Source organism: Peribacillus faecalis, from assembly GCF_014712675.1.
Taxonomy (GTDB): domain Bacteria; phylum Bacillota; class Bacilli; order Bacillales; family DSM-1321; genus Bacillus_AD; species Bacillus_AD faecalis.
In genome coordinates this window covers 34,881-60,592 of record NZ_JACXSI010000021.1, presented here as the reverse complement: position 1 = coordinate 60,592, position 25,712 = coordinate 34,881, and the positions used below count along the sequence as shown (strand labels likewise).

Genomic DNA, 25,712 nt, shown 5'->3' with positions numbered 1-25,712 from the left:
AATGATGGCGAAGAGGCCACACCCGTTCCCATTCCGAACACGGAAGTTAAGCTCTTCAGCGCCGATGGTAGTTGGGGGTCTCCCCCTGTGAGAGTAGGACGTTGCCGGGCACGATGAAGATCAGCTGATGAAGCTGGTCTTTTTTTGTGTCATAAAATAACTGAACCGAAGGTTTAGAGTTAAGAAGCTAACCTATTAGGACTGAATATAAAACGCCCAAACCCGGTGAAGAAGAAGCAAGAAGGTCGAGGAAATGAGGGAGTGACGCCCGGAGCGTACGGTGTACGTGAGGACGGAACGAGTGAAATGGACGAAGAGATTCGCCGCTTATCGTTCGTCGGGAGTCGAGCACGGAAGTTAAGCTCGCACGCCGATGGTAGTTGGGGGTTTCCCCCTGTGAGAGTAGGACGTTGCCAGGCAAGATGAAGATCAGCTGATGAAGCTGGTCTTTTTTTGTACCTTGAGATAATCGGACTGGATTAGCTAAAGAACTGTAGATAACTTAATTTAAAGTTAACTCAAGAGTGTGGAAAAGTGGATGAATTGGTTGAATCAAATCATAAATAATTATGTATGTGGATTAACGGCTATTTAATGTGGATAAAACGGTCAAGAAAACAGACATATAACTATAAAATTTGTTGCTATTGATTAGAAGTGGGGGGAACTTATATCTTACTATTATAGAAAAAGCTCACTTATCCACTTTTTTATGGTGTTAGCTGTATTTTCATCGGAGAAAAAACGGACAGACGTGAATAAAATTTTTATTATCGCCGACAATAAAGAATTTATTTGTGTATAAAATAAAGGGATATTTGGCGATTATATAGAAGTAGTGTTAAATAAGCGCCTCAGTTGCATTTGTATTTAATTTTTCATATAATTATAGTCAAATATAGTCAAAGTCAGAATTTGACGAACATCAAGACAGGTTGTTATTAGAACTGCTAGGTCAGATTGGAGGAGGACGATGAAAAATATATCTGACATAATTGAGAATTATCTCAAAAGCGTACTGCGTCAAAGTGATAAAGATATTTTAATCATTAAACGAAGTGAAATTGCTGATAAGTTTCAATGTGTACCTTCTCAAATCAATTATGTCATCAACACCCGTTTTACAATTGAAAAAGGTTATATCGTCGAAAGTAAGCGCGGGGGCGGAGGTTATATACGGATTGCCAAATTAAAATTATATGACCATGCTCAAATCATTGATCAGCTGCTTCAACTAATTGAAAATAAGTTTTCTCAGCAAATGGCGGAAAATATGATTTATCGATTAATGGAAGAAGAAGTGATCAGCACGCGCGAAGCAAAAATTATGCTGAGTGTCATTAACCAACTCGTATTATTGAACGATTTGCCATACAGAGATGAGTTAAGGGCGAAGTTAATGGAAGCAATGTTAACTACTCTAAAATACGAATAATTTGAGAGGTGGTATGGATGGAGTGCCAAGAATGCAAGCAAAGACCGGCTACTCTACATTTCACAAAGATAATAAATGGCGAGAAAACAGAAGTACATTTATGTGACCAGTGTTCTCAAGAAAAAAGTGAAATGTTCATGACTAATAATGGAGTCAATTTTCCGATCAACAATTTATTGGCTGGATTATTAAATTTGGACAATGCTTTTGCATCCCCTAAAAATCATACACTATCAGGAATTAGTGAATTGCATTGCAGTCAATGCCAAATGAGTTATTCACAATTCACCCGACTTGGCATGTTTGGCTGCTCCAATTGCTATGACTCGTTTAGCAAGCAGCTTGAACCGATTTTAAAAAGATTGCATAACGGAAACTCCGTTCATACGGGTAAAATTCCGAAAAGAATCGGCAATCATATTTCCGTACAAAGAAAAATGCAGGATCTTAAAAGCCAAATGCAAGCATGCATTATGCAAGAGGAATTTGAGAAAGCTGCTGAAATCAGAGATGAACTGCGTTCGCTCGAGAGAAGGGCACATACCTCAGAAAATGGGGGTGTTAGCTAATGAGCTTACGAAAGTTTATTGACCATACCCTTAGTTCATGGATGAATGAAGAAGGTCCAGAATCAGATATTGTGCTGAGCAGCAGGGTGAGGCTAGCGAGAAATCTGCAGAACCATACCTTTTCCACTTTGCTTAAAGATGAAGAAGCCAATGCGATTATTGAGCAGCTGGAAAAACAGCTGCAGTCACTTCAGGAACAACATGATCTTAGCATGCTGAAAATGGCAGAAATGCAACTACTGGAAAAAAGAATGCTTGTTGAAAAGCATTTGATCAGTCCGCATTTAGCAGAACGATCTTCTTACGGCGCATGTTTACTGTCATCAGATGAAAAGGTAAGCATCATGTTTAATGAGGAAGACCATATCCGAATCCAATGCCTCATGTCAGGATTACAACTTACAAAAGCATTAGAAAAGGCAAATGAGCTTGACGATGCGATTGAAGAACAGGTGGACTATGCCTTTGATGAAAAACGAGGCTACTTGACCTGTTGTCCAACCAATGTAGGAACCGGGTTGAGAGCATCAGTTATGATGCATTTGCCTGGGCTGATTATTACACAGCAGATGAACCGGATTATTCCTGCCATCAACCAATTAGGATTGGTTGTTAGAGGGATATATGGTGAAGGCAGTGAAGCATTGGGCAACATTTTTCAAATATCCAATCAAACAACATTAGGTAAGTCAGAAACAGATATTGTTCATGATTTGACGATTGTGGTCCAACAAATTATTGCACAAGAAAGATTAGCGAGAGAAGCATTAGTGAGTACGATGAACATACAATTAGAGGATAGGGTGTATCGCTCGCTAGGAGTATTGGCGCATTCCAGAATCATTGAAACAAAAGAAGCAGCAAAATGTTTATCGGATGTTCGTTTAGGCATTGATTTAGGGTATATAAAAAATATCTCTAAAACAATCCTGAACGAGCTGATGATTTTAATGCAGCCGGGCTTTTTGCAACAATACGCAGGAGCAGAGCTGCATCCGCAAGAACGGGATTATCGCCGTGCAACTTTTATAAGAGAACGTCTAAATATGGAATCGTTTAAAGAGTGAGGAGGCAATTATATGATGTTTGGTAGATTTACGGAAAGAGCTCAGAAGGTACTGGCATTAGCACAAGAAGAAGCAATTCGATTAGGTCACAATAATATCGGAACGGAACATATTTTGCTTGGGCTGGTAAGAGAAGGTGACGGTATTGCTGCCAAGGCATTGCTTGCTCTTGGCTTAGGCGCAGAAAAAATCCAGAAAGAAGTTGAAACGCTAATCGGGCAAGGTCAGGATGTTTCTAAAACAATTCATTACACACCGAGAGCGAAAAAAGTAATTGAGCTTTCAATGGATGAGGCAAGAAAGCTTGGGCATTCATACGTAGGTACAGAACACATATTGCTTGGGCTTATCCGAGAAGGTGAAGGCGTTGCGGCAAGAGTACTGAATAATCTTGGCGTCAGCCTTAATAAAGCGCGTCAGCAAGTGCTGCAGCTGCTGGGAAGCAACGAATCCGCCGGACATCAGGGGAATACATCATCCGCAGTCAATACACCGACACTAGACAGCTTAGCTCGTGACTTGACTGTTATTGCAAAAGAAGGCAGCTTAGACCCTGTCATCGGGCGAAGTAAAGAAATCCAGCGTGTTATCGAAGTGTTAAGCCGACGCACGAAAAATAATCCGGTTTTAATTGGGGAGCCTGGTGTCGGTAAAACAGCGATAGCTGAAGGATTGGCTCAACAGATCGTAAATAACGAGGTTCCGGAAATTTTACGCGACAAACGTGTTATGACACTTGATATGGGTACAGTTGTGGCAGGTACAAAATATCGCGGTGAATTCGAAGACCGTTTGAAAAAAGTTATGGATGAAATACGCCAGGCAGGCAATATCATTCTGTTTATTGATGAATTGCACACCTTGATTGGCGCAGGCGGTGCAGAAGGTGCAATCGATGCATCCAACATCCTTAAACCATCTCTAGCGCGCGGTGAGCTTCAATGTATCGGTGCGACTACGTTAGATGAGTATCGTAAATATATCGAGAAAGATGCGGCTCTTGAGCGACGTTTCCAGCCGATTCAAGTAGATGAGCCGACAGTGGAAGAATCGATTCAAATTCTTCAAGGGTTGCGTGACCGCTATGAGGCGCACCATCGTGTATCAATTACCGATGCTGCGATTGAAGCAGCGGTTAAACTTTCAGACCGCTATATTTCAGACCGCTTCTTGCCTGACAAGGCGATTGATTTAATTGATGAAGCTGGCTCGAAAGTACGTCTTCGTTCCTATACAACGCCTCCTAACTTGAAAGAGCTTGAAATTCAGTTAGAAGAGGTGCGCAAAGAGAAAGATGCTGCTGTCCAAAGTCAAGAGTTTGAAAAGGCAGCATCATTAAGAGATTCTGAACAGCGTTTACGCGAAAAGCTTGAAAATACGAAGAAAACTTGGAAAGAAAAACAGGGCAAAGAAAATAGCGAAGTGACAGTTGATGATATCGCGACAGTTGTTTCAAACTGGACGGGAGTTCCGGTGACGAAACTTGCGCAAACGGAGACTGACAAACTTCTGAATATGGAAGAGATACTTCATAACCGCGTTATCGGACAAGAAGAAGCCGTTAAAGCTGTGGCGAAAGCTGTTCGCCGTGCTCGTGCAGGGTTGAAAGATCCGAAGCGTCCGGTCGGCTCGTTTATTTTCCTGGGCCCGACTGGTGTCGGTAAAACAGAATTAGCACGTGCTTTAGCAGAAGCAATGTTCGGTGATGAAGATGCAATGATCCGTGTCGATATGTCGGAATTTATGGAAAAACATTCGACTTCCCGTCTGGTGGGTTCGCCTCCCGGTTATGTCGGTTTTGAAGAAGGCGGACAATTAACGGAGAAAGTGCGCAGAAAGCCTTACTCTGTTGTCTTGTTGGATGAAATTGAAAAAGCCCATCCGGATGTGTTCAATATCCTGCTGCAAGTACTTGAGGATGGCCGTTTGACAGATTCTAAAGGACGTACAGTCGACTTCAGAAATACGATTTTGATTATGACATCGAATGTCGGAGCATCAGCATTGCAACGCAATAAATACGTCGGTTTCAACATTCACGATGGAGATACGGACTACAAAGATATGAAAGGCAAAGTGCTGGAAGAGCTGAAGAAAGCTTTCCGTCCGGAATTTTTGAACCGTATCGATGAAACAATCGTCTTCCATTCATTAGAGAAGAAACATCTGCAGGAAATTGTTCATTTAATGGCGAATCAGTTAATAAGCCGCTTAAAAGAGCAAGATATTTATGTGGAATTAACTCCGGCTGCTATAGATAAAATTGTAGAAGAAGGATTTGATCCTGAATATGGAGCGAGACCGCTTCGTCGCGCTATTCAAAAATATATTGAAGACCAGCTATCAGAAGAGCTGCTAAGAGGTAATATTGAAAAAGGCAAGCTGGTGCGTATCGATGTTGAAAACGGAGAGTTTAAAGTGAAAACAGTGGAGGTAGCATCCACCAGTAAATAAGTGAAACTTTGTTTTTAAGGGTTTCCCAAAAACTTCAGCATCTGCCGGCGCTTTTGAAGAACCAACCTTTTGAAGTAGGCTATCCTATTGAGAGCTGCTTTATGCCTTGTCGAAGTTTCTTGCGGATTGGGATTACAGCGGCTAAGATGTGAAATGCATCCTTAGCTGCTGTTACTGACTTGCAGACTGATTACTAGATGTTATATTGCACTTTTATTGCTTCGTTGAAGTAAAAGTTCCATTCTCTATGAAACGGGGCAAACAATGTGAAGTGCACAGCGTTTATAAAGCTGTGCATTTTTTTTAATCTTTTCTTAATCTTTTTGTAAGAAAACTTCTTTATAATAAGAATAGTAAAAAGGTCTAACATCCGACAATTTTATGATAAATTGATTATGGATAATCTGAAGGAGGAAGTAAATTGGCAAAAAAGAAGACAAAATTCATTTGCCAGTCATGCGGATATGAATCTCCAAAATGGATGGGCAAATGCCCAGGATGTTCTGAGTGGAATAAGATGGTTGAGGAAGTTGAGATTGTAAAGCCATTGCGCAAAGGAGCATTCACGCATAGCGAGGGCATTGGAGCATCCGGAGTCCGTGTAAAGGCAGCACCGATTACTTCCATTGAAACTAATATAGAATCCCGTATAAAAACAGATATGAAGGAGCTCAATCGTGCCCTTGGGGGAGGGATTGTAAATGGCTCGCTTGTGCTGATTGGCGGTGACCCGGGCATCGGCAAATCGACATTGCTGCTCCAGGTGTCCGCTCAGCTGGCTCAAAATAATAAAAAAGTACTCTACGTTTCCGGTGAGGAATCTGTCAAACAAACAAAGCTTAGAGCTGACCGTCTTGGAACGGTTTCGGAACAACTATATGTGTTTTCAGAAACAGATATGGATTTCATCGAACAGGCAATCAATGAAGTGCAGCCTAACCTCGTGATTGTCGACTCTATTCAAACAGTATTCCAATCGGAAGTGACATCAGCGCCGGGAAGCGTTTCGCAAGTTCGTGAATGCACAGCCTCTTTAATGAGAATAGCTAAGACAAAAGGCATTGCAATTTTTATTGTTGGCCATGTAACAAAAGAGGGAAATATTGCGGGACCAAGATTATTGGAGCATATGGTGGATACTGTCTTATATTTTGAGGGGGAAAGACACCATACTTACCGAATATTACGGGCAGTGAAGAACCGGTTCGGATCTACAAATGAAATGGGTATTTTTGAAATGAAGGAACAAGGCTTGGAAGAGGTAGCGAACCCGTCAGAAATTTTTCTTGAGGAGCGTTCGAAAGGAGCATCAGGCTCCACAGTAGTCGCTTCTATGGAAGGAACAAGACCGGTATTGGTAGAAATCCAGGCGTTAATTGCTCCGACCAGTTTCGGTAATCCGCGCAGAATGGCAACTGGCATGGATTATAATCGCGTTTCATTAATAATGGCTGTTTTAGAAAAACGAGTAGGACTGCTTCTGCAAAACCAAGATGCATATTTGAAAGTGGCCGGCGGCGTAAAATTAGATGAACCAGCTATTGATTTAGCGATTGCTGTCAGTATTGCATCAAGTTTTCGTGACCAGCCGACGAAACAAACGGATTGCATTATCGGAGAGGTTGGCCTGACAGGCGAAGTGCGAAGAGTATCAAGGATTGAGCAGCGAGTTCAAGAAGCGGCCAAATTAGGTTTTGAGAGAGTGATTCTTCCGGAGAATAATCTAGGCAGCTGGAACCCGCCGAAAGAAATTGAAGTCATAGGCGTAGCGACAGTTTCAGAGGCTTTAAGGCATGCATTAGGAGGATAATAGATGAGTGAAAAAAGGGCTGACAAAACGAAATCAGAAATATTACAGCTAGTGTCTCCCGGTACACCTTTACGCTATGGGATAGATAATGTATTGCGAGCCAATACAGGCGGATTAATTGTAGTCGGATATAACGAAAAGGTTAAAGCAATCGTAGAGGGAGGCTTTTCAATCGGCTGCCCATATTCGCCAAGCTCTTTATATGAATTGGCGAAAATGGATGGAGCGATTATTTTAAATGAGAATGCAGATAAAATTTTGTTAGCTAATGCCCAGCTAGTTCCTGACACGACGTATTCTTCAAGTGAAACGGGGATGCGTCACCGTACAGCGGAGCGGGTTGCAAAAGAAACAAAAGCACTTGTCATCGCGATATCACAACGCCGGAATGTCATTACGGTGTATCAAGGGAACTTCCGCTATACGCTGATTGACATGGGTGTAATTCTGACAAAAGCAAATCAGGCAATACAGACACTTGAGAAATATAAATCTGTTTTATATCAAAGTATCGGCAACTTAGGACGCTCTGAATTTGAAGATATTGTGACATACGCAGAATTAATTCGAGTTTTGCAACGTTTTATCATGTTCATTCGTATAAAGAATGAGCTGCTTTCTTATTTGACCGAGTTAGGTGTAGAAGGTCGCCTTATTCGATTGCAAATGAACGAGGTCATTTCGTCTCTTGAAGAAGAGGGTGAACTGATTGTGCTTGATTATATGAACGATGAACAAGCTGGGGTCAATACTGTAATGGATAAGTTGCATGAGCTGTCTCACCAGCAGTTAGTGGAAGACGGGGCCATTTTAAAGGCGCTGGGCTATAACGGCTATGTGCCGCTTGATGAGACAATTGTTCCGCGGGGCTATCGCATGCTGAATAAAATACCGAGACTGCCGGCACTGATCATTGAAAATCTTGTGCAAACGTTTGAAAACTTCACGGCCATCATGAATGCGTCTGTGGAGGAACTGGATGATGTAGAAGGTATCGGTGAAGTGCGGGCGAAGAAAATAAGAGAAGGTCTGCGTGTGCTCAGAAATCATCTCCATACGGAAAGGACTTTTTAACTATAGTGTCTCAATTGACACTGCTTTTAGGGAGTGCTAGCCTTAAAGGGAATGGAAATGATACTTAGTTGATATTAGTTTGTTCTTTGTATACGCTAGATTGAACAAATGAGCACATATTTTGCAATGGTCTGCATTTAAAAAATATATATTTGTTAATAATGATTATTAAAGGGAGGTGAAAGGATGTTAAAACGTATTACACAAGCATGTTTATTGATTATAGGCGGAACGTTAGGGATGGTTCTCATACCGAAGTTGCTTATGTTAATCGGTGCTGATGATATTAATTATATTAACAATCCTTACGTATCAGCAATTTTAGGCGCACTCATTTTTTTTCTTATTACCTTTTGGACAGTAGATTATGTTATAGATACAATTAAATGGACGGAAGAAAGACTCGTTAAAGTACCTATTACAGATATCATTTTTGGAACAATTGGTTTGATAGTCGGTTTATTGGTGGCGTTCCTAATCAGCTTTGCAATTTCAAGCATCAAGGTGCCGTTTGTTAACACAGTGTTGCCGATTTTAATCACATTATTATTCGGTTATCTGGGACTTCAAGTCGGAACGAAGAAACGTGATGAACTGATGGGCTTGTTCAAATTGAACAGAAAAAAATCTCATGAACAAGAGCTGGATGGCAGCGAGAATAAGCAAAGCCAAACAAGTACTTCATATAAAATTCTAGATACAAGTGTAATCATCGATGGAAGAATCGCAGATATTTGCCAAACAGGGTTCGTGGAAGGAACGATTGTAATTCCGCAATTTGTTCTTGAGGAACTGCAACACATCGCTGATTCATCAGATGCGCTGAAGCGTAACCGCGGTCGAAGAGGCTTGGATATATTGAATCGCATACAAAAAGAGCTGGCGGTTAAAGTCGAGTTTTACGAAGGCGATTTTGAAGAGATTCAAGAAGTGGACAGTAAACTAATCAAGCTGGCTAAAGTGATGCAAGGTGTACTTGTGACTAATGACTTTAATTTGAATAAAGTATGCGAATTTCAAAATGTACCTGTGCTAAATATTAATGATTTAGCGAATGCAGTCAAGCCGGTCGTCATCCCTGGTGAAGAGATGAATGTACTGGTAATTAAAGACGGTAAAGAGCAGAACCAAGGTGTTGCCTATCTTGATGATGGTACCATGATTGTTGTAGAAGGCGGCAGAGATTATATTAGCAAACAAATTGATGTTATTGTGACAAGTGTCCTGCAAACATCAGCGGGCCGAATGATTTTTGCTAAGCCAAAACTATTAGAAAAAGTATTGTAGCATAAAGATGGAGGAATAATTGCTCATGTTTTATGAAGTTATCGTCCTTGCAGCGGGACAAGGGAAGCGAATGAAAGCCGGTAAAAACAAAATGTTTTTACAGATTGCTGATACGCCTCTCATTATCCATACGCTAAAGGTATTTGACAATGATCATTTTTGTAAAAAAATTATTCTTCCTATAAACGCAAATGAAAGAAACGATATTGAAGCTGTTCTTCAACGTTATTCATTCAATAAGACAATCGAGATTGTTAGTGGCGGCAAAGAGAGACAAGATAGTGTTTATAATGGGTTGCAGGCTGTTGATCACCTAGGGGATTCTGTTGTGCTAGTTCATGACGGAGCCCGGCCTTTTGTGAAACAGGAAACGATTTCTGAATTGGTCAAAATGGCTGTCGATAAGGGAAGTGCTATTCCTGGGGTGCGTGTGAAAGATACAATCAAAAGGGTAACAGACGGACAAGTTATAGATACAGTTGAGCGATCAAGCTTGTGGGCAGTGCATACCCCACAAGCTTTTCGTGTGTCTGTCTTGAAAAAGGCGCATGAGCAGGCTGTAGAAAGCGGCTACTTAGGAACGGATGATGCCAGTCTTGTTGAAGCGTACGGTGAGAAAGTATTTATGGTAGAAGATTATTATCTTAATATAAAAATTACAACGCCGGAAGATTTGTATTTTGCAGAGGCAATATTAAAAAAAACAGCTCAAGGCAAAGAGGAGTGAATGCAGATGTTTCGAATCGGACAAGGATTTGATGTACATCAGTTAGTGGAAGGTAGACCGCTTATAATCGGTGGAATCACGATTCCGTATGAAAAAGGGTTATTGGGACATTCAGACGCCGACGTATTGCTTCATACAGTGGCAGATGCCTGCTTAGGTGCGGTTGCTGAGGGGGATATAGGCAAACACTTCCCTGATACAGATCCGGCCTTTAAGGATGCAGACTCAGCTAAACTGCTGACGCATGTATGGGGAATTGTGAAAGAAAAAGGATATGAAATCGGCAATATCGATTGCACCATCATCGCCCAAAAACCTAAAATGCTTCCGTATATTCCTGAGATGCGCACACGTATTGCGCAACTACTTGAAACAGCGGAAGAAAACGTCAATGTAAAGGCGACGACTACCGAAAAGCTTGGCTTTACGGGAAGAGGCGAAGGAATTGCTGCTCAAGTAGCGGTTTTATTAAAGAAAAAGTAGAAGAATAGTAAGTGATACTTTTTTTTCTTATAGACACAGTGTTACAATAAATCAATATTTAACTCTACTTAATGCAGTTCGCTGCATTTATCTAATTAGAAATTATTTTTGCATGGGAGGCACAAACAATGGGCGATAACATCAGAGTTCGTTATGCTCCAAGTCCAACTGGTCATTTACATATTGGAAATGCTCGTACAGCACTTTTCAATTATTTATTTGCACGTCATAAAGGTGGAAAATTCATTATCCGAATTGAGGATACAGATAAAAAGAGAAACATCGCAGGCGGCGAAGAGAGCCAACTTAAATATTTGAAATGGTTAGGAATCGACTGGGATGAAAGTGTCGATGTGCCTGGCGAATACGGACCATACCGTCAATCAGAACGTAATGACATTTATGAACAATATTATACAGAGCTTTTAGAAAAAGGTTTGGCATACAAGTGCTACTGTACAGAAGAGGAAATTTTAGCGGAACGTGAAGAACAGGCTGCGCGCGGCGAAACACCTGCATATTCAGGAAAATGCCGTCATCTGACTGCAGAAGAGCAAGCGAAACTGGAAGCGGAAGGCAGACAGCCAAGCATTAGATTTGCTGTTCCTGCAGACAAAACATTCACTTTCAACGATATGGTTAAAGGTGAAGTATCTTTTGAATCTAACGGCATCGGTGATCACGTTATTGTGAAAAAAGACGGTACGCCAACGTATAACTTTGCAGTAACAATTGATGACTACTTAATGAAAATCTCTCATGTTTTACGCGGAGATGACCATATCTCTAATACGCCAAAGCAATTGATGATCTATGAAGCATTAGGCTGGGAGCCTCCGGTATTCGGCCATATGACATTGATTGTCAACGAAAGCCGTAAAAAGCTAAGCAAACGTGATGAATCGATTATTCAATTCATTGAGCAATATGAAGAACTGGGCTATCTGCCAGAAGCATTATTCAACTTCATCGCTCTGCTTGGATGGGCTCCGGGCGGAGAAGAAGAAATCTTTACGAAAGAGCAATTCATTGAAATCTTCGATGAGAACAGATTGTCTAAATCACCGGCTCTATTCGATACGCAAAAGCTTACTTGGATGAACAACCAGTACTTAAAAAATCTTGATCTGGATCGCCTGACACAACTGGCATTACCTCACTTAGTGAAAGCAGGCAAAGTAAGCGAGCCGTTATCAGAAGAAGATATGCAATGGGTTCGTAAACTTTTGTCTCTATACCAAGAGAAAATGAGCTACGGAGCAGAGATCGTTCCTTTATCTGAAGTAATCTTTAAAGATGAGATCGAACTGGATGAAGAAGGAAAAGCTGTATTGGCTGAAGAGCAAGTTCCTGAAGTGTTGTCAGCATTTTTGGCAGAGCTTGAATCAATTGAAATGTTTGAAGCTGAAGCAATTAAAGCAGCTATGAAAGCTGTCCAAAAATTGACTGGCCAAAAAGGCAAAAAGCTGTTTATGCCAATTCGAGTGGCAACGACAGGACAAACACACGGTCCGGATCTGCCGCAAGCTATTGCACTGATTGGGAAAGACAAAATTAAAAAACGTCTGCAAGGTATTTTAGATTAACAATTAGTCGAAAATATTATATAGTATAAGTAAAATTAACATATGTTTGCGTTGATGGAGAGAAGTATAAAGATTATGCTTTAAAGAGAGGGTCACCACCGGCTGCAAGTGATCTAAGCTATATCTTTTGAAATGCACTCCGGAGTCCTATGCTGAAAATGTATCAGTAGGTATAGGCGGTCTCATACCGTTACAATGAAGAGTTGGGAAATTAGTGTATTTCTATTTCCAAACAGAGTGGAACCGCGCTTTATTCAAGCGTCTCTGTCTTCATGGCAGAGACGCTTTTTTGTACTTCAAAAGTTTATTGATATCACAAGGGGAATTGAGGGGAGAAAGGAATGTTTAAGTTATTAAAAGAAGATATAGATGTCGTATTTGACCAAGATCCTGCGGCAAGAAGTTATTTGGAAGTCATATTGACTTATTCCGGGCTTCATGCCATTTGGTGGCATCGTCTGGCCCACGGATTTTACAGAAGAAAAATGTATTTCATAGCCCGCTCTATTTCTCAAATCAGCCGTTTCTTCACAGGTATTGAGATACACCCGGGTGCCAAGATCGGCAGAAGATTTTTTATTGATCATGGTATGGGCGTTGTAATCGGTGAAACATGTGAAATCGGGGACAATGTAACCGTCTTTCAGGGTGTGACGCTTGGGGGAACTGGAAAAGAGAAGGGTAAAAGACACCCGACGATAGAAGATAATGTTTTAATTGCGACAGGGGCGAAGGTTTTAGGTTCTATTAAGGTGGGAGAGAATTCTAAAATAGGCGCAGGCTCAGTAGTGCTAAAAGAGGTGCCACCTAACTCAACGGTAGTAGGGATACCAGGCAAGGTAGTGATTCGGGATGGCGTCCGCTTGAAACACAATTTGAATCATTCGGATCTGCCAGACCCAACAGGAGATCGCATTAGCAAGCTTGAAAATGAAGTAGCAGAGATGAAGAAACAAATGGAAGCGTTGCTGAACGAAAGGAGCAATACAAAGTGACTATAAAAATTTATAATACATTAACACGCCAGAAGGAGGAGTTCGTGCCTCTAGAAGAAGGTAAAGTGAAAATGTATGTGTGTGGACCGACAGTATATAACTTCATCCATATCGGGAATGCCCGTCCGCCGATTGTTTTCGATACTGTGAGAAAATACTTGCAATACCGCGGATATGACGTGAAATATGTCTCCAACTTTACGGACGTAGACGATAAAATCATTCGCGTTGCCAATGAGCTTGGTGAAGAGGTACCTGTCGTTTCGCAACGATTCATTGATGCGTACTTCAATGACGTATTGGCTCTTGGTTGCTCAAAAGCTGATGCACACCCACGCGTAACAGAAAGTATGGATATTATTCTTGAATTTATTCAGACGCTTGTTGATAAAGGCTACGCGTACGAGTCTGAGGGAGATGTATATTACCGCACTCGCAAGTTCGAAGGTTACGGAAAGCTATCTCAGCAGTCAATCGATGACTTGCATGCGGGTGCAAGAATTGAAGTGGGCGAGAAGAAGGAAGATCCATTAGACTTCGTTTTATGGAAAGCGGCTAAAGAAGGTGAAATCTTCTGGGAAAGTCCATGGGGGAAAGGGCGTCCGGGCTGGCACATTGAGTGCTCTGCTATGGCGAAAAAATACCTTGGCGACAGCATCGATATTCATGCAGGCGGTCAAGATTTAGCATTTCCTCACCACGAAAATGAAATTGCCCAATCGGAAGCATACACAGGCAAGCCATTTGCGAAGTATTGGATGCACAACGGATATATCAACATCGACAATGAAAAAATGTCAAAATCACTGGGCAACTTCGTATTGGTGCATGACATCCTGAAGAAGCATGATCCGCAAGTATTGCGTTTCTTTATGCTATCTGTTCATTACCGAAACCCAATCAATTACAGTGATGAATTGCTGAGCAATGCGGGAGCGGCTTTAGAACGATTGAAAACATCGTACCATAATCTAAATCACAGACTTTCTTCAGCGACTAATCTGCCTGATCACAAAGAGGAATGGCTAGCTAAAGTGGGAGAACTGCACAATCAATTTATTGCAGAGATGGATGATGACTTCAATACAGCGAACGGCATCTCGGTTCTGTTCGAGCTTTCTAAACAGGCGAACTATTATTTGATGGAGCAACAAACACATACAGAGGTACTTCAAGCTTTCATTCGTGAATTTGAAGAACTGTTCGGCGTGCTTGGCTTATCGCTGCAAGATGAAGAACTGTTGGATGAAGAGATTGAGCGATTGATTGAAGAACGCATTCAAGCACGAAAAAACCGTGACTTTAAACGTTCAGATGAAATCCGTGATGACTTAAAATCACGAAACATCATCTTGGAAGATACGCCTCAAGGTACGAGATGGAAAAGAGGATAAACATGGATAATCGTAATAATCACTTGAATCCGATGGAATTAAACAGTTTGGCGTTAGCTTATATGGGTGATGCTGTATATGAGAAATATATACGGCATCATCTGCTTTTAAAAGGGGCAGTCAAACCGCACCTTTTGCATCGCGCCTCAACAAACTATGTATCTGCAAAAGCTCAAAATAAAGTTATTCATGCTTTATTGGATGCTGGTGTTTTATCGGAGGAAGAACAAGGGGTTGTCAGAAGAGGGAGAAATGCTAAATCGGGAACAGTCCCTAAGAATACAGATGTACAGACATATCGGTATTCAACCGCTTTTGAAGCATTAATAGGCTATTTGTTTCTGAGTGATCGGTTGCAAAGAATGGAAGAGATCATTGCGATGGCAATTGATTATATAGAAGAGAAGAAATGAAATGAGGTGGATGCTCCATGAGTGAAGAATACATTATTGGACGCAATCCAGTATTGGAAGCATTAAAGTCCGACAGAGATATTAACAAAATTTTGATTGCGGAAGGTTCGCAGAAAGGCTCGATGGGTCAAATCATTGAGCTTGCTAAACAAAAAAAAGTACTGACTCAAATTGTGCCGAAAAAGAAAATTGACGCAATGGGTGTCGGTGTCCATCAAGGTGTAATTGCTGCAGTAGCGGCTTATCAGTACGCTGAATTGGATGACTTATTTGCAGTGGCGGAAAAAAGAAATGAAGCTCCTTTCTTTTTAATCTTAGACGAAATTGAAGATCCACATAACCTAGGCTCGATTATGAGAACAGCGGATGCAACAGGAGCGCATGGCATCATTATTCCGAAAAGACGTGCTGTAGGTCTTACAGCAACGGTAGCGAAGGCTTCGACAGGGGCAATTGAATACATACCTGTAGCACGTGTGACGAATTTGGCCAGAACAGTTGAAGAGTTAAAAGATCGCGGTCTTTGGATTGCTGGTACAGATGCAAAAGGAAGCGATGATTACCGACAATTGGATGGCGGTATGTCAATTGGCATCATTATCGGTAGTGAAGGTAAAGGTATGAGCCGCATCTTGAAAGAAAAATGTGATTTCCTTGTACACATGCCGATGATTGGTAAGGTCACATCGCTGAATGCCTCGGTGGCAGCAAGTCTCCTTATGTATGAAGTATACAGAAAACGACATCCACTAGGACAATAAGCAATGAAAAATATCCTAATCGTTGACGGCTATAATATTATAGGGGACTGGCCGGAATTAAAAGCGCTGAAGGAGAAGGATCTTTCTGCCGCCCGCGATCGGCTGATAGAAATATTGGCTGAATATAAAGGTTATACAGGATATGAAGTAGTAGTTGTTTTTGATGCTTATATTGTCAAAGGATTAGAAAGAAAATATAAAAACTATAAGATTGACGTCATCTTTACAAAAGAAAATGAGACAGCAGATGAAAGAATAGAAAAATTGGCTGTCGAAATGAGCAACATTAAAACACAAATCCATGTAGCGACGTCAGACTTTACAGAGCAATGGGCGATTTTCGGACAGGGAGCTCTCCGAAAATCTGCCCGGGAGCTCTTGAATGAGTGCCGTCACATTTCCGGAGAGGTAGAAAAACATGTGAAGGTGCAGAGCGAGTCGAAACCTTCTGCGAAAATTCAGCTGTCTGATGAAGTGGCTGAAAAATTCGAAAAATGGAGAAGAGGTCAGTTTTGATTATTGACTACTAAAATTTTCCTACTGTATAATGATTCTAATCATTGGTTCGGGCAAGGGGGGGAGTTTGTGCTGAATGAACATAAAGTGGATGAGAGATATTTGCAGTTTGATGATGATCAGCTTGTGGAATTAGTGCATCAGGGAGAAAGTGAAGCGTTGGATTTTTTAATCCATAAATACAGAAACTTTGTGCGTGCTAAAGCGCGGACATATTTCCTGATTGGTGCAGATAAAGAGGATATTGTACAAGAAGGAATGATTGGCTTATATAAAGCTATTCGCGATTTTAAAGGAGATAAATTCACTTCTTTTAAAGCGTTTGCTGAACTTTGTATTACACGACAAATCATTACCGCGATTAAAACGGCTACACGTCAAAAGCACATTCCGCTCAATTCGTATGTTTCTTTGGACAAGCCCATTTTCGATGAGGAATCCGACCGGACCTTGTTAGATGTCATAACGGGTGCGAAAGCGATGAATCCGGAAGAGTTGATTATTAACCAAGAGGAATTCGACGACATTGAACTGAAAATGGCGGAGCTTCTGAGTGACCTGGAAAGGAAGGTCCTTGCGTTATACCTTGATGGACAGTCTTACCAAGAGATTTCTGAAGAATTGAACCGCCATGTGAAATCTATTGATAACGCCCTCCAAAGAGTAAAGCGAAAATTAGAAAGATATTTAGAAATTCGTGAAATTTCGCTTTAAAATCTTTGAATTAGTCATATTCCATCTGGTGCAAGTGAATGGGATGCTCCGTTGACAAGCAACCAAGCCCGTGATAAGGTTATAATTACGGATTTTTAAAAATTTAAGCAGGTGTATATTCAATGAGAACGAAAGCAATTCTGGCTTGCAGCAATTGTGGTTCACGCAACTATTCGACTGAAAGCAACAAAGCTTCCAAATCAGATCGAATTGAGATTAAAAAGTTTTGCAAAACGTGTAATGCTCATACTCTTCACAAAGAGACGAAATAAATCAGCACCAATTTTTAAGCAGTCACATACGTTGGAGGTAAAGAAAATGCAGCGCTTGACCGAGTATTTCCGTGGCATCGGCAGAGAGATGAAGAAAGTAAGCTGGCCGAAAAGAAAAGAGCTTACAAGCTATACTGTTATCGTTATCAGTACGGTAATTTTTATGGCATTATTTTTCACGGTTATTGATTTAGGTATTTCGGAATTAATCCGTTTTGTTACGAGTCTGTAATTCGCAGAAAACATTGTTTGAACGAATAACTTATTCGTAAAAAAGACATAATAGTGTTAGAATAATGTGTAAAGAAAAAAAGCCCGTAACGCGGCTTTTTTAATTTGCTCAAAATTAGCTCGCTGACTATAGTTTGTTAGCACAAAACATAGATGGCTTCAAATTGAAGATGAATTAATCCGAGGGAGGGAAGGGTTTTATTAACCCTGTTTAATTATGGAAAAAAACTGGTATGTTGTTCATACGTATTCTGGTTATGAAAACAAAGTAAAAGCAAACCTAGAAAAACGTGTTGAATCAATGGGTATGCAAGATAAAATCTTCCGAGTTGTTGTTCCGGAAGAAGAAGAAACAGATTTAAAAAACGGCAAGAAAAAAGTAGTTAAGAAAAAAGTGTTCCCTGGCTACGTGCTTGTCGAATTAATTATGACAGATGATTCATGGTACGTTGTACGTAATACACCTGGCGTCACAGGGTTTGTAGGATCAGCTGGCTCCGGATCAAAGCCGACTCCATTATTGCAGGATGAAATTAACTTCATTCTGAAGAGAATGGGAATGGATGAGAAACGCGTGGACATGGACTATGAGCTTGGTGAAACAGTAACCATTAAAGAAGGTCCATTCGCATCATACACAGGAACAATTGAAGAACTGGATGCTGACAAAGCGAAGCTGAAAGTACTTGTAAATATGTTCGGTCGCGATACGAAGGTAGAACTTGATTTTTCTCAGGTGGAAAAATTATAATGTGAAATAACTTGAAATACATGCTGAAAGATGATAAACTTTCATAGGTCAGTATGTCTCAATGATTAGAGGCCTGAACAGATAGTTTGGTTCTTTATTCACTATATAAAGAATGAAAACGTTGAGTGGGAGGGGAGCAAACCCCTATTACCACATCACGGACTTTAAGGAGGTGTGTCTCGTGGCTAAAAAAGTTATTAAAATTGTAAAGCTTCAGATTCCTGCAGCTAAAGCTAATCCAGCTCCACCAGTTGGTCCAGCACTAGGTCAAGCAGGTGTTAACATCATGGGTTTCTGTAAAGAGTTCAACGCTCGTACTGCAGAACAAGCTGGTCTTATCATTCCTGTAGAAATTACGGTTTTCGAAGACCGTTCATTTACATTCATTACGAAAACTCCACCTGCTGCTGTATTGCTTAAGAAAGCAGCTGGTATCGAGTCTGGTTCTGGTGAACCAAATCGTAAAAAAGTTGCAACAGTTAAACGCGACAAAGTGCGTGAGATTGCTGAAACTAAAATGCCTGACCTAAACGCTGCAAACGTTGAGTCTGCAATGCGTATGGTTGAAGGTACTGCACGAAGCATGGGTATTGTCATCGAAGACTAATCCTTGCAAATAAGTTAGACGTTTCTACGGGGTTGCGAAGTTCATATAAGTATTTCGCAACCTTTTTCGTGGGAGGCTTATACCGTTAAAACCACATTATTAGGAGGATTTATAAAATGGCTAAAAAAAGCAAGAAATATATCGAAGCTGCAAAGCTTGTAGATCGTTCAGTTGCTTATTCAGTTGAAGAAGCAATCGAATTAGTTAAAAAAACTAACTTCGCTAAATTCGACGCAACAGTTGAAGTTGCTTTCCGTTTAGGCGTAGACCCTAAGAAAGCTGACCAACAAATCCGTGGAGCAGTTGTACTTCCACACGGAACTGGTAAAACTCAACGCGTTTTAGTATTCGCTAAAGGCGAAAAAGCAAAAGAAGCAGAAGCTGCTGGTGCTGACTTCGTAGGCGATGCAGACTACATCAACAAAATCCAACAAGGTTGGTTTGAGTTCGACGTAATCGTTGCAACCCCTGACATGATGGGTGAAGTTGGTAAACTTGGTCGTGTATTAGGACCTAAAGGCTTAATGCCAAACCCTAAAACTGGAACAGTTACTTTCGACGTAACAAAAGCGGTTAACGAAATCAAAGCTGGTAAAGTTGAATACCGTGTAGACCGTCAAAGCAACATCCACGTACCAATCGGTAAAGTATCATTCGAAAACAGCAAGCTTGTTGAAAACTTCGCTACTATCTATGATACTATGTTAAAAGTGAAACCAGCGGCAGCTAAAGGAACTTACATCAAAAACCTTGCTGTAACTTCTACAATGGGCCCTGGTGTTAAAGTAGATCCATCTACTTTCGCTATCAAAAACTAAGTTAAAAAACATTTGACTTTCATGGTCAATTGATTATATAATACTTTTTGTTGAAAAAAACGAATACCATTTGTACCGTAGACAGTAGGTGCTCAATAGAGCTTAATTTCCTACCGAGGTAATTTCGATTTATTGAGTCCTAGTGACTATGATGCTTTGAAAATTACTGCCCTCACGTCTGCTTGATCTGAGGGTTTTCTTTTTGACCGGTATAAATGTGTTTTGAGCAAATATACAGGAGGTGTAATAGATGAGCAAAGCTATTGAAGCTAAAAAACAAATCGTGCAAGAAATTGCCGACAAATTCAAAGCTAGCAAATCAACAATCGTTGTTGATTACCGTGGATTAAACGTTGCTGAAGTTACTGAACTTCGTAAACAACTACGTGACGCGGGTATCGAATTCAAAGTGTACAAAAATACACTAACTCGTCTTGCAGCAGAATCAGCTGAAGTTGCTGAACTTAATTCAGCACTTACTGGTCCAAACGCAATTGCATTTTCAACTGAGGATGTAGTTGCTCCTGCGAAAATCCTAAACGATTTCGCTAAAAAACACGAAGCACTAGAAATTAAAGCTGGTGTAATCGAAGGTAACGTTGCATCTGTAGAAGAAGTTAAAGCTCTTGCTGAACTTCCATCTCGCGAAGGTCTTCTTTCTATGTTGCTTAGTGTTCTTCAAGCTCCAATCCGCAATTTTGCACTTGCTACTAAAGCAGTTGCAGATCAAAAGGAAGAGCAAGGCGCATAATTATTACTGCGTCGCATAAGTAGTACCGGATTATAAACTAAACTATTTTGAAATGTACTAAGGAGGAAATATAAAATGACTAAAGAACAAATCATTGAAGCTGTAAAAGCTATGACTGTTTTAGAACTAAATGACCTTGTAAAAGCAATCGAAGAAGAATTCGGCGTAACTGCTGCTGCTCCTGTAGCTGTAGTAGCTGGTGGCGGAGAAGCTGCTGCTGAGAAAACTGAATTTGACGTTGTTCTAGCTTCTGCTGGAGATCAAAAAATCAAAGTTATCAAAGTGGTACGTGAAGTAACAGGTCTTGGACTTAAAGAAGCAAAAGAACTTGTTGACAACACTCCAAAAGCACTTAAAGAAGGCGTTGCTAAAGAAGAAGCTGAAGAAATCAAAGCTAAACTTGAAGAAGTTGGAGCAAACGTTGAAGTTAAGTAATGTTGCTTAAAAAAGAGCTCGCTGAATCCAGCGAGCTTTTTTTGGCTATGTTAACTAATAAGGAAAGACCGATAGTGGTTTTCGTAATTCTTCATTATTTATCTTCTATAAACCTGATCTTCTAAAAATCCTTTTTAAAGGAGGCTGTCCCTTGAATAATCATTATTACTCCAAAAATCCAACGACTGAAAGTAATCCTCAATTTTGGGATTTCATTTTACGAGGCAAATCATTTCGCTTCAAGACGGATAATGGTGTATTTTCAAAGAAAGAAGTGGACTTCGGTTCACGTTTGCTGATTGAAGCTTTTTCTTATCCGGAAGGAATAGAAGGGGATCTGTTAGATGTAGGGTGTGGCTATGGTCCGGTCGGTTTAAGTATGGCATATAGCTACCCGCATGTTAAGGTTGAAATGGTAGATGTAAATGAGAGAGCTATACAACTGGCGCGAGAAAACGCTGAGCTCAATCAAATCTCGAATGTGAATATACATGAGAGTAATGTTTTTTCTTCAGTAACACATAGATCCTTTGCTGCAGTCCTAACAAATCCCCCTATCCGGGCAGGGAAACAGATTGTTCATGAGATTTTTGAGAAAAGCTGTGAACACTTGATGCCATCTGGCGAGCTTTGGGTAGTTATCCAGAAAAAACAAGGCGCTCCATCCGCCATGGAAAAGATGGAGAGTCTGTTCGGTAATGTAGAAATTATCGTTAAGAAAAAAGGCTATTTCATTTTGATGTCGAAAAAAATTGACTCTTAAAACGGGCTATGATAGTATTATAAAATGCATATATATAATCTCGGCTCATTTTCTTTAAAAACGATAGTATAAACTTAGGGCAAGAGGTCAATATATATATAATAATAGTTCGTTTTTTGTGAATTATGGTTTTGATATGAAACCATTTTCTTTTTGTCTAGAAGGACAGTATTGTCCGGACAGACGATAGATTCTTATAACGCTTGATTTGAGGGGTGAATCTGTTGACAGGTCAACTTGTTCAGTATGGACGACACCGCCAACGCAGAAGTTATGCACGCATTAGCGAGGTGCTAGAATTACCAAACTTAATTGAAATCCAAACAGCTTCTTACCAAAACTTCTTGGATGAAGGATTAAGAGAAATGTTCAAAGATATTTCTCCAATCGAGGATTTCACAGGAAACCTATCGCTGGAATTCATTGATTACAGCTTAGGTGAGCCTAAATACTCAGTAGAGGAATCAAAGGAACGCGATGTTACTTACTCAGCTCCTCTACGTGTAAAAGTCCGTCTTGTCAATAAAGAGACAGGGGAAGTTAAAGACCAAGATGTATTCATGGGCGATTTCCCATTAATGACGGAAACAGGTACATTTATCGTTAACGGGGCAGAACGTGTTATTGTTTCTCAGTTAGTTCGTTCTCCAAGTGTTTACTTTAGCAATAAAGTAGATAAAAACGGTAAACAAGGCTTTACTGCAACTGTTATTCCAAACCGTGGTGCATGGCTGGAATATGAAACAGATGCAAAAGATGTTGTGTACGTAAGAATCGATCGTACAAGAAAGCTGCCGGTTACGGTACTTCTTCGTGCGTTAGGATTTGGTTCTGACCAAGAAATCGTTGACCTTATCGGGGAAAACGAATACTTACGCAATACGCTTGAAAAAGATAACACAGAGAGTACTGAAAAAGCGCTCATTGAAATATATGAACGTTTACGACCGGGTGAACCGCCTACTGTCGAAAACGCTAAGAGCTTGCTTGTATCTCGCTTCTTCGATCCGAAACGATACGATTTAGCGAATGTAGGCCGCTATAAAATGAACAAAAAGCTTCACATTAAAAATCGTTTATTCAATCAACGAATTGCTGAAACGCTGGTTGATCCTGAAACAGGAGAAATTATCGTTGAAAAAGGAACGATTTTAGACCGCCGTACATTAGACCGCATTCTTCCATTCTTAGAAGAAGGTATTGGCTTCAAAACATTCAAGCCTTTCGGCGGCGTTGTAGAGGACGATGTGCTGCTTCAATCAATTAAAATCTATTCAGCAACTGAATCAGACAGCGAAAATGTCATCAACATTATCGGCAATGCAAATATCGAAGAAGAGATTAAAAATATCACTCCTGCCGATATCATTGCATCTATTAGTTATTTCTTTAACTTATTGCATTCAGTTGGCGATACAGATGATATCGATCACTTAGGTAACCGTCGTCTGCGTTCTGTTGGTGAGTTGCTGCAAAACCAATTCCGTATTGGTTTATCCCGTATGGAACGTGTGGTTCGTGAAAGAATGTCTATCCAAGACACAAACACAATCACACCTCAGCAATTAATCAATATCCGTCCTGTAATCGCGTCAATCAAAGAGTTCTTCGGAAGCTCTCAATTATCGCAATTCATGGACCAAACAAACCCGCTTGGCGAGTTGACGCACAAACGTCGTCTGTCTGCACTTGGACCTGGTGGTTTAACACGTGAGCGCGCTGGTATGGAAGTGCGTGACGTTCACTATTCTCACTATGGCCGTATGTGTCCGATTGAAACGCCGGAGGGTCCGAATATCGGTTTGATCAACTCACTTTCTAGTTATGCGAAAGTAAACCGCTTCGGTTTCATTGAAACGCCTTATAGAAAAGTTGATCCTGAAACAGGTAAAGTAACAAGTCACATAGATTATTTAACCGCTGACGAAGAAGACAACTACGTAGTTGCGCAAGCGAATGTTCGCTTAGCGGACGACGGTACTTTCATAGATGGTGAAGTTGTCGCTCGTTTCCGCGGTGAAAACACAGTAGTACCAAACGACCGTGTTGACTACATGGATGTATCGCCTAAGCAAGTAGTATCGGCTGCGACAGCTTGTATTCCTTTCTTAGAGAACGATGACTCCAACCGTGCCCTAATGGGTGCGAACATGCAACGTCAAGCTGTACCTTTGATCAACCCTGAAGCTCCATTCGTAGGTACTGGTATGGAACACGTTTCTGCCAAAGACTCAGGAGCTGCTGTTGTATCGAAACATGAAGGTATTGTTGAGCACGTCGAATCTCGTCAAGTATGGGTTCGCCGTATCTCAGAAGTCGATGGCCAAGAGGTTAAAGGCAATCTTGACAAGTACAACTTATTGAAATTCAAACGTTCAAACCAAGGTATGTGCTACAATCAACGCCCAATCGTTAAAGTTGGAGACCGTGTAACAAAAGGAGAAATCCTAGCTGACGGACCTTCAATGGAACTTGGAGAATTAGCTCTAGGACGTAACGTATTAGTTGGTTTCATGACTTGGGATGGTTACAACTATGAGGATGCCATCATCATGAGCGAACGTCTTGTAAAAGACGATGTATATACTTCTATTCATATTGAGGAATATGAATCAGAATCACGCGATACAAAGCTAGGACCTGAAGAAATCACACGTGATATTCCAAACGTTGGTGAAGATGCTCTAAAAAATCTTGACGAGCGCGGAATTATCCGTATCGGTGCTGAAGTAAAAGACGGTGACTTGCTTGTAGGTAAAGTAACACCTAAAGGTGTAACAGAGCTTACTGCTGAAGAACGTCTTCTACATGCAATCTTCGGTGAAAAAGCTCGTGAAGTACGTGATACTTCATTACGTGTACCTCACGGCGGTGGCGGTATCGTTCTAGATGTTAAAGTATTCAATCGTGAAGACGGCGATGAACTACCACCAGGTGTAAACCAACTGGTTCGCGTATACATCGTACAAAAACGTAAAATTCACGAAGGTGATAAAATGGCCGGACGCCATGGTAACAAAGGGGTTATCTCAAGAATTCTTCCTGAAGAAGATATGCCTTACTTACCAGACGGCACACCGATCGATATCATGTTAAACCCATTGGGCGTACCTTCCCGTATGAACATCGGACAGGTGCTTGAACTACACCTAGGTATGGCAGCACGTCAATTAGGTATCCATGTCGCTTCACCAGTATTCGATGGAGCAACAGAGGAAGATGTATGGTCTACAATTGAAGAAGCAGGTATGGCACGTGATGCTAAAACTGTTCTTTATGATGGTAGAACAGGTGAACCGTTTGATAACCGTGTATCTGTAGGTGTTATGTACATGATCAAACTTGCTCACATGGTTGACGACAAACTTCACGCTCGTTCAACTGGACCTTACTCACTAGTAACGCAGCAGCCTCTTGGAGGTAAAGCTCAGTTCGGTGGACAACGTTTCGGAGAGATGGAGGTATGGGCACTAGAAGTATACGGTGCTGCATATACTCTTCAAGAAATCCTGACAGTCAAATCGGATGACGTTGTAGGTCGTGTTAAAACTTATGAAGCCATCGTTAAAGGTGAAAATGTTCCGGAACCAGGTGTTCCTGAATCGTTCAAAGTATTAATCAAAGAACTACAAAGTCTTGGTATGGACGTAAAAATGCTTTCTAGAGACGACAAAGAAATTGATTTGCGCGACCTTGAAGATGAGGAAGATGCAAACCAAGTAGATTCTTTATCAATTGAAACAGATGTAACTGCAGAAACTGTCGAAGAAACAGAAGTAAATACAACCAAGTAACGGAT

At 40.8% G+C, this 25,712-nt stretch carries 26 protein-coding genes, 1 rRNA gene and 2 other annotated features; all 27 genes read left to right on the top strand.

From position 1 onward, the window contains the following. Positions 1-110: ribosomal RNA gene (gene rrf, locus IEO70_RS09830) — 5S ribosomal RNA — on the top strand; the annotation flags it as partial. Positions 111-225: 115 nt separating this feature from the next. After that, positions 226-426, top strand: coding sequence for a hypothetical protein (locus tag IEO70_RS09825; RefSeq protein ID WP_190998201.1), 201 nt, complete (start codon positions 226-228; stop codon positions 424-426). 547 nt (positions 427-973) lie between these two features. Next, on the top strand, positions 974-1,435 hold the full coding sequence (locus tag IEO70_RS09820; RefSeq protein ID WP_190998200.1) for a CtsR family transcriptional regulator: 462 nt from the start codon (positions 974-976) through the stop codon (positions 1,433-1,435). 17 nt (positions 1,436-1,452) lie between these two features. After that, positions 1,453-2,004 (top strand): UvrB/UvrC motif-containing protein, encoded by a 552-nt coding sequence (locus IEO70_RS09815; protein WP_190998199.1) that lies wholly within the window; start codon positions 1,453-1,455, stop codon positions 2,002-2,004. After that, a complete protein-coding gene (locus IEO70_RS09810; RefSeq protein ID WP_190998198.1) occupies positions 2,004-3,071 on the top strand; it encodes a protein arginine kinase in 1,068 nt (355 codons plus the stop codon). The genes IEO70_RS09815 and IEO70_RS09810 overlap by 1 nt, the downstream gene beginning before the upstream one ends. Positions 3,072-3,083: 12 nt before the next feature. Continuing rightward, on the top strand, positions 3,084-5,525 hold the full coding sequence (gene clpC / locus IEO70_RS09805) for an ATP-dependent protease ATP-binding subunit ClpC (protein ID WP_190998197.1): 2,442 nt from the start codon (positions 3,084-3,086) through the stop codon (positions 5,523-5,525). Positions 5,526-5,946: 421 nt separating this feature from the next. After that, positions 5,947-7,335 carry a DNA repair protein RadA gene (radA, locus tag IEO70_RS09800; RefSeq protein WP_190998196.1) on the top strand — a complete coding sequence of 463 codons (1,389 nt, stop codon included), beginning with the start codon at positions 5,947-5,949 and terminating at the stop codon, positions 7,333-7,335. 3 nt (positions 7,336-7,338) lie between these two features. Beyond that, a complete protein-coding gene (gene disA / locus IEO70_RS09795; RefSeq protein WP_190998195.1) occupies positions 7,339-8,409 on the top strand; it encodes a DNA integrity scanning diadenylate cyclase DisA in 1,071 nt (356 codons plus the stop codon). A gap of 186 nt (positions 8,410-8,595) precedes the next feature. Next, positions 8,596-9,696 carry a PIN/TRAM domain-containing protein gene (locus IEO70_RS09790; RefSeq protein ID WP_190998194.1) on the top strand — a complete coding sequence of 367 codons (1,101 nt, stop codon included), beginning with the start codon at positions 8,596-8,598 and terminating at the stop codon, positions 9,694-9,696. A 25-nt stretch (positions 9,697-9,721) separates the two neighbouring features. Next, on the top strand, positions 9,722-10,423 hold the full coding sequence (gene ispD, locus IEO70_RS09785; RefSeq protein ID WP_190998193.1) for a 2-C-methyl-D-erythritol 4-phosphate cytidylyltransferase: 702 nt from the start codon (positions 9,722-9,724) through the stop codon (positions 10,421-10,423). Between the two features lie 6 nt (positions 10,424-10,429). Further along, entirely contained in the window at positions 10,430-10,906 is a 477-nt protein-coding gene (gene ispF, locus IEO70_RS09780; protein ID WP_190998192.1) for a 2-C-methyl-D-erythritol 2,4-cyclodiphosphate synthase, read from the top strand. A 128-nt stretch (positions 10,907-11,034) separates the two neighbouring features. Continuing rightward, positions 11,035-12,492 (top strand): glutamate--tRNA ligase, encoded by a 1,458-nt coding sequence (gene gltX / locus IEO70_RS09775; protein ID WP_190998191.1) that lies wholly within the window; start codon positions 11,035-11,037, stop codon positions 12,490-12,492. A gap of 42 nt (positions 12,493-12,534) precedes the next feature. Further along, positions 12,535-12,761 (top strand) — a binding site (T-box leader). A 72-nt stretch (positions 12,762-12,833) separates the two neighbouring features. Continuing rightward, positions 12,834-13,487, top strand: a complete 654-nt coding sequence (cysE, locus tag IEO70_RS09770) for a serine O-acetyltransferase (RefSeq protein ID WP_190998190.1) — start codon at positions 12,834-12,836, stop codon at positions 13,485-13,487. Next, positions 13,484-14,881 carry a cysteine--tRNA ligase gene (gene cysS, locus IEO70_RS09765; RefSeq protein ID WP_190998189.1) on the top strand — a complete coding sequence of 466 codons (1,398 nt, stop codon included), beginning with the start codon at positions 13,484-13,486 and terminating at the stop codon, positions 14,879-14,881. Before cysE ends, cysS begins: the two co-directional genes overlap by 4 nt. 2 nt (positions 14,882-14,883) lie before the next feature. Then, positions 14,884-15,294: a Mini-ribonuclease 3 gene (locus tag IEO70_RS09760; protein WP_190998188.1), complete on the top strand. Its 411-nt coding sequence runs from the start codon at positions 14,884-14,886 to the stop codon at positions 15,292-15,294. A 17-nt stretch (positions 15,295-15,311) separates the two neighbouring features. Then, positions 15,312-16,055, top strand: coding sequence for a 23S rRNA (guanosine(2251)-2'-O)-methyltransferase RlmB (rlmB, locus tag IEO70_RS09755; protein WP_190998187.1), 744 nt, complete (start codon positions 15,312-15,314; stop codon positions 16,053-16,055). A 3-nt stretch (positions 16,056-16,058) separates the two neighbouring features. After that, entirely contained in the window at positions 16,059-16,571 is a 513-nt protein-coding gene (locus IEO70_RS09750) for an NYN domain-containing protein (RefSeq protein WP_190998186.1), read from the top strand. A 69-nt stretch (positions 16,572-16,640) separates the two neighbouring features. Then, positions 16,641-17,285: an RNA polymerase sporulation sigma factor SigH gene (sigH, locus tag IEO70_RS09745; RefSeq protein WP_190998185.1), complete on the top strand. Its 645-nt coding sequence runs from the start codon at positions 16,641-16,643 to the stop codon at positions 17,283-17,285. A gap of 122 nt (positions 17,286-17,407) precedes the next feature. Next, positions 17,408-17,557, top strand: a complete 150-nt coding sequence (rpmG, locus tag IEO70_RS09740; RefSeq protein ID WP_190998184.1) for a 50S ribosomal protein L33 — start codon at positions 17,408-17,410, stop codon at positions 17,555-17,557. 46 nt (positions 17,558-17,603) lie between these two features. Further along, positions 17,604-17,789 (top strand): preprotein translocase subunit SecE, encoded by a 186-nt coding sequence (gene secE, locus IEO70_RS09735; protein ID WP_190998183.1) that lies wholly within the window; start codon positions 17,604-17,606, stop codon positions 17,787-17,789. Positions 17,790-18,005: 216 nt separating this feature from the next. Next, positions 18,006-18,539, top strand: coding sequence for a transcription termination/antitermination protein NusG (nusG, locus tag IEO70_RS09730; RefSeq protein ID WP_190998182.1), 534 nt, complete (start codon positions 18,006-18,008; stop codon positions 18,537-18,539). Between the two features lie 181 nt (positions 18,540-18,720). Then, complete coding sequence (gene rplK / locus IEO70_RS09725) at positions 18,721-19,146, top strand: 50S ribosomal protein L11 (RefSeq protein WP_026089433.1); 426 nt, start codon at positions 18,721-18,723, stop codon at positions 19,144-19,146. A gap of 116 nt (positions 19,147-19,262) precedes the next feature. After that, positions 19,263-19,964 (top strand): 50S ribosomal protein L1, encoded by a 702-nt coding sequence (gene rplA, locus IEO70_RS09720; protein WP_190998181.1) that lies wholly within the window; start codon positions 19,263-19,265, stop codon positions 19,962-19,964. A gap of 57 nt (positions 19,965-20,021) precedes the next feature. Beyond that, positions 20,022-20,173 (top strand) — a sequence feature (ribosomal protein L10 leader region). A gap of 41 nt (positions 20,174-20,214) precedes the next feature. Continuing rightward, positions 20,215-20,715: a 50S ribosomal protein L10 gene (rplJ, locus tag IEO70_RS09715; protein ID WP_190998180.1), complete on the top strand. Its 501-nt coding sequence runs from the start codon at positions 20,215-20,217 to the stop codon at positions 20,713-20,715. 75 nt (positions 20,716-20,790) lie between these two features. Then, positions 20,791-21,150 carry a 50S ribosomal protein L7/L12 gene (rplL, locus tag IEO70_RS09710; protein ID WP_190998179.1) on the top strand — a complete coding sequence of 120 codons (360 nt, stop codon included), beginning with the start codon at positions 20,791-20,793 and terminating at the stop codon, positions 21,148-21,150. 151 nt (positions 21,151-21,301) lie between these two features. Beyond that, on the top strand, positions 21,302-21,913 hold the full coding sequence (locus tag IEO70_RS09705) for a class I SAM-dependent methyltransferase (protein ID WP_190998178.1): 612 nt from the start codon (positions 21,302-21,304) through the stop codon (positions 21,911-21,913). A gap of 224 nt (positions 21,914-22,137) precedes the next feature. Beyond that, positions 22,138-25,707: a DNA-directed RNA polymerase subunit beta gene (gene rpoB / locus IEO70_RS09700; protein ID WP_190998177.1), complete on the top strand. Its 3,570-nt coding sequence runs from the start codon at positions 22,138-22,140 to the stop codon at positions 25,705-25,707. Positions 25,708-25,712: the final 5 nt, after the last annotated feature.

Coding starts and splice junctions, on each gene's coding strand:
- IEO70_RS09820 (WP_190998200.1), top strand. CDS start 974: ATGAAAAATATATCTGACATAATTGAGAATTATCTCAAAAGCGTACTG.
- IEO70_RS09815 (WP_190998199.1), top strand. CDS start 1,453: ATGGAGTGCCAAGAATGCAAGCAAAGACCGGCTACTCTACATTTCACA.
- IEO70_RS09810 (WP_190998198.1), top strand. CDS start 2,004: ATGAGCTTACGAAAGTTTATTGACCATACCCTTAGTTCATGGATGAAT.
- clpC (WP_190998197.1), top strand. CDS start 3,084: ATGATGTTTGGTAGATTTACGGAAAGAGCTCAGAAGGTACTGGCATTA.
- disA (WP_190998195.1), top strand. CDS start 7,339: ATGAGTGAAAAAAGGGCTGACAAAACGAAATCAGAAATATTACAGCTA.
- IEO70_RS09790 (WP_190998194.1), top strand. CDS start 8,596: ATGTTAAAACGTATTACACAAGCATGTTTATTGATTATAGGCGGAACG.
- ispD (WP_190998193.1), top strand. CDS start 9,722: ATGTTTTATGAAGTTATCGTCCTTGCAGCGGGACAAGGGAAGCGAATG.
- ispF (WP_190998192.1), top strand. CDS start 10,430: ATGTTTCGAATCGGACAAGGATTTGATGTACATCAGTTAGTGGAAGGT.
- gltX (WP_190998191.1), top strand. CDS start 11,035: ATGGGCGATAACATCAGAGTTCGTTATGCTCCAAGTCCAACTGGTCAT.
- cysE (WP_190998190.1), top strand. CDS start 12,834: ATGTTTAAGTTATTAAAAGAAGATATAGATGTCGTATTTGACCAAGAT.
- IEO70_RS09760 (WP_190998188.1), top strand. CDS start 14,884: ATGGATAATCGTAATAATCACTTGAATCCGATGGAATTAAACAGTTTG.
- rlmB (WP_190998187.1), top strand. CDS start 15,312: ATGAGTGAAGAATACATTATTGGACGCAATCCAGTATTGGAAGCATTA.
- IEO70_RS09750 (WP_190998186.1), top strand. CDS start 16,059: ATGAAAAATATCCTAATCGTTGACGGCTATAATATTATAGGGGACTGG.
- rpmG (WP_190998184.1), top strand. CDS start 17,408: ATGAGAACGAAAGCAATTCTGGCTTGCAGCAATTGTGGTTCACGCAAC.
- secE (WP_190998183.1), top strand. CDS start 17,604: ATGCAGCGCTTGACCGAGTATTTCCGTGGCATCGGCAGAGAGATGAAG.
- nusG (WP_190998182.1), top strand. CDS start 18,006: ATGGAAAAAAACTGGTATGTTGTTCATACGTATTCTGGTTATGAAAAC.
- rplA (WP_190998181.1), top strand. CDS start 19,263: ATGGCTAAAAAAAGCAAGAAATATATCGAAGCTGCAAAGCTTGTAGAT.
- rplJ (WP_190998180.1), top strand. CDS start 20,215: ATGAGCAAAGCTATTGAAGCTAAAAAACAAATCGTGCAAGAAATTGCC.
- rplL (WP_190998179.1), top strand. CDS start 20,791: ATGACTAAAGAACAAATCATTGAAGCTGTAAAAGCTATGACTGTTTTA.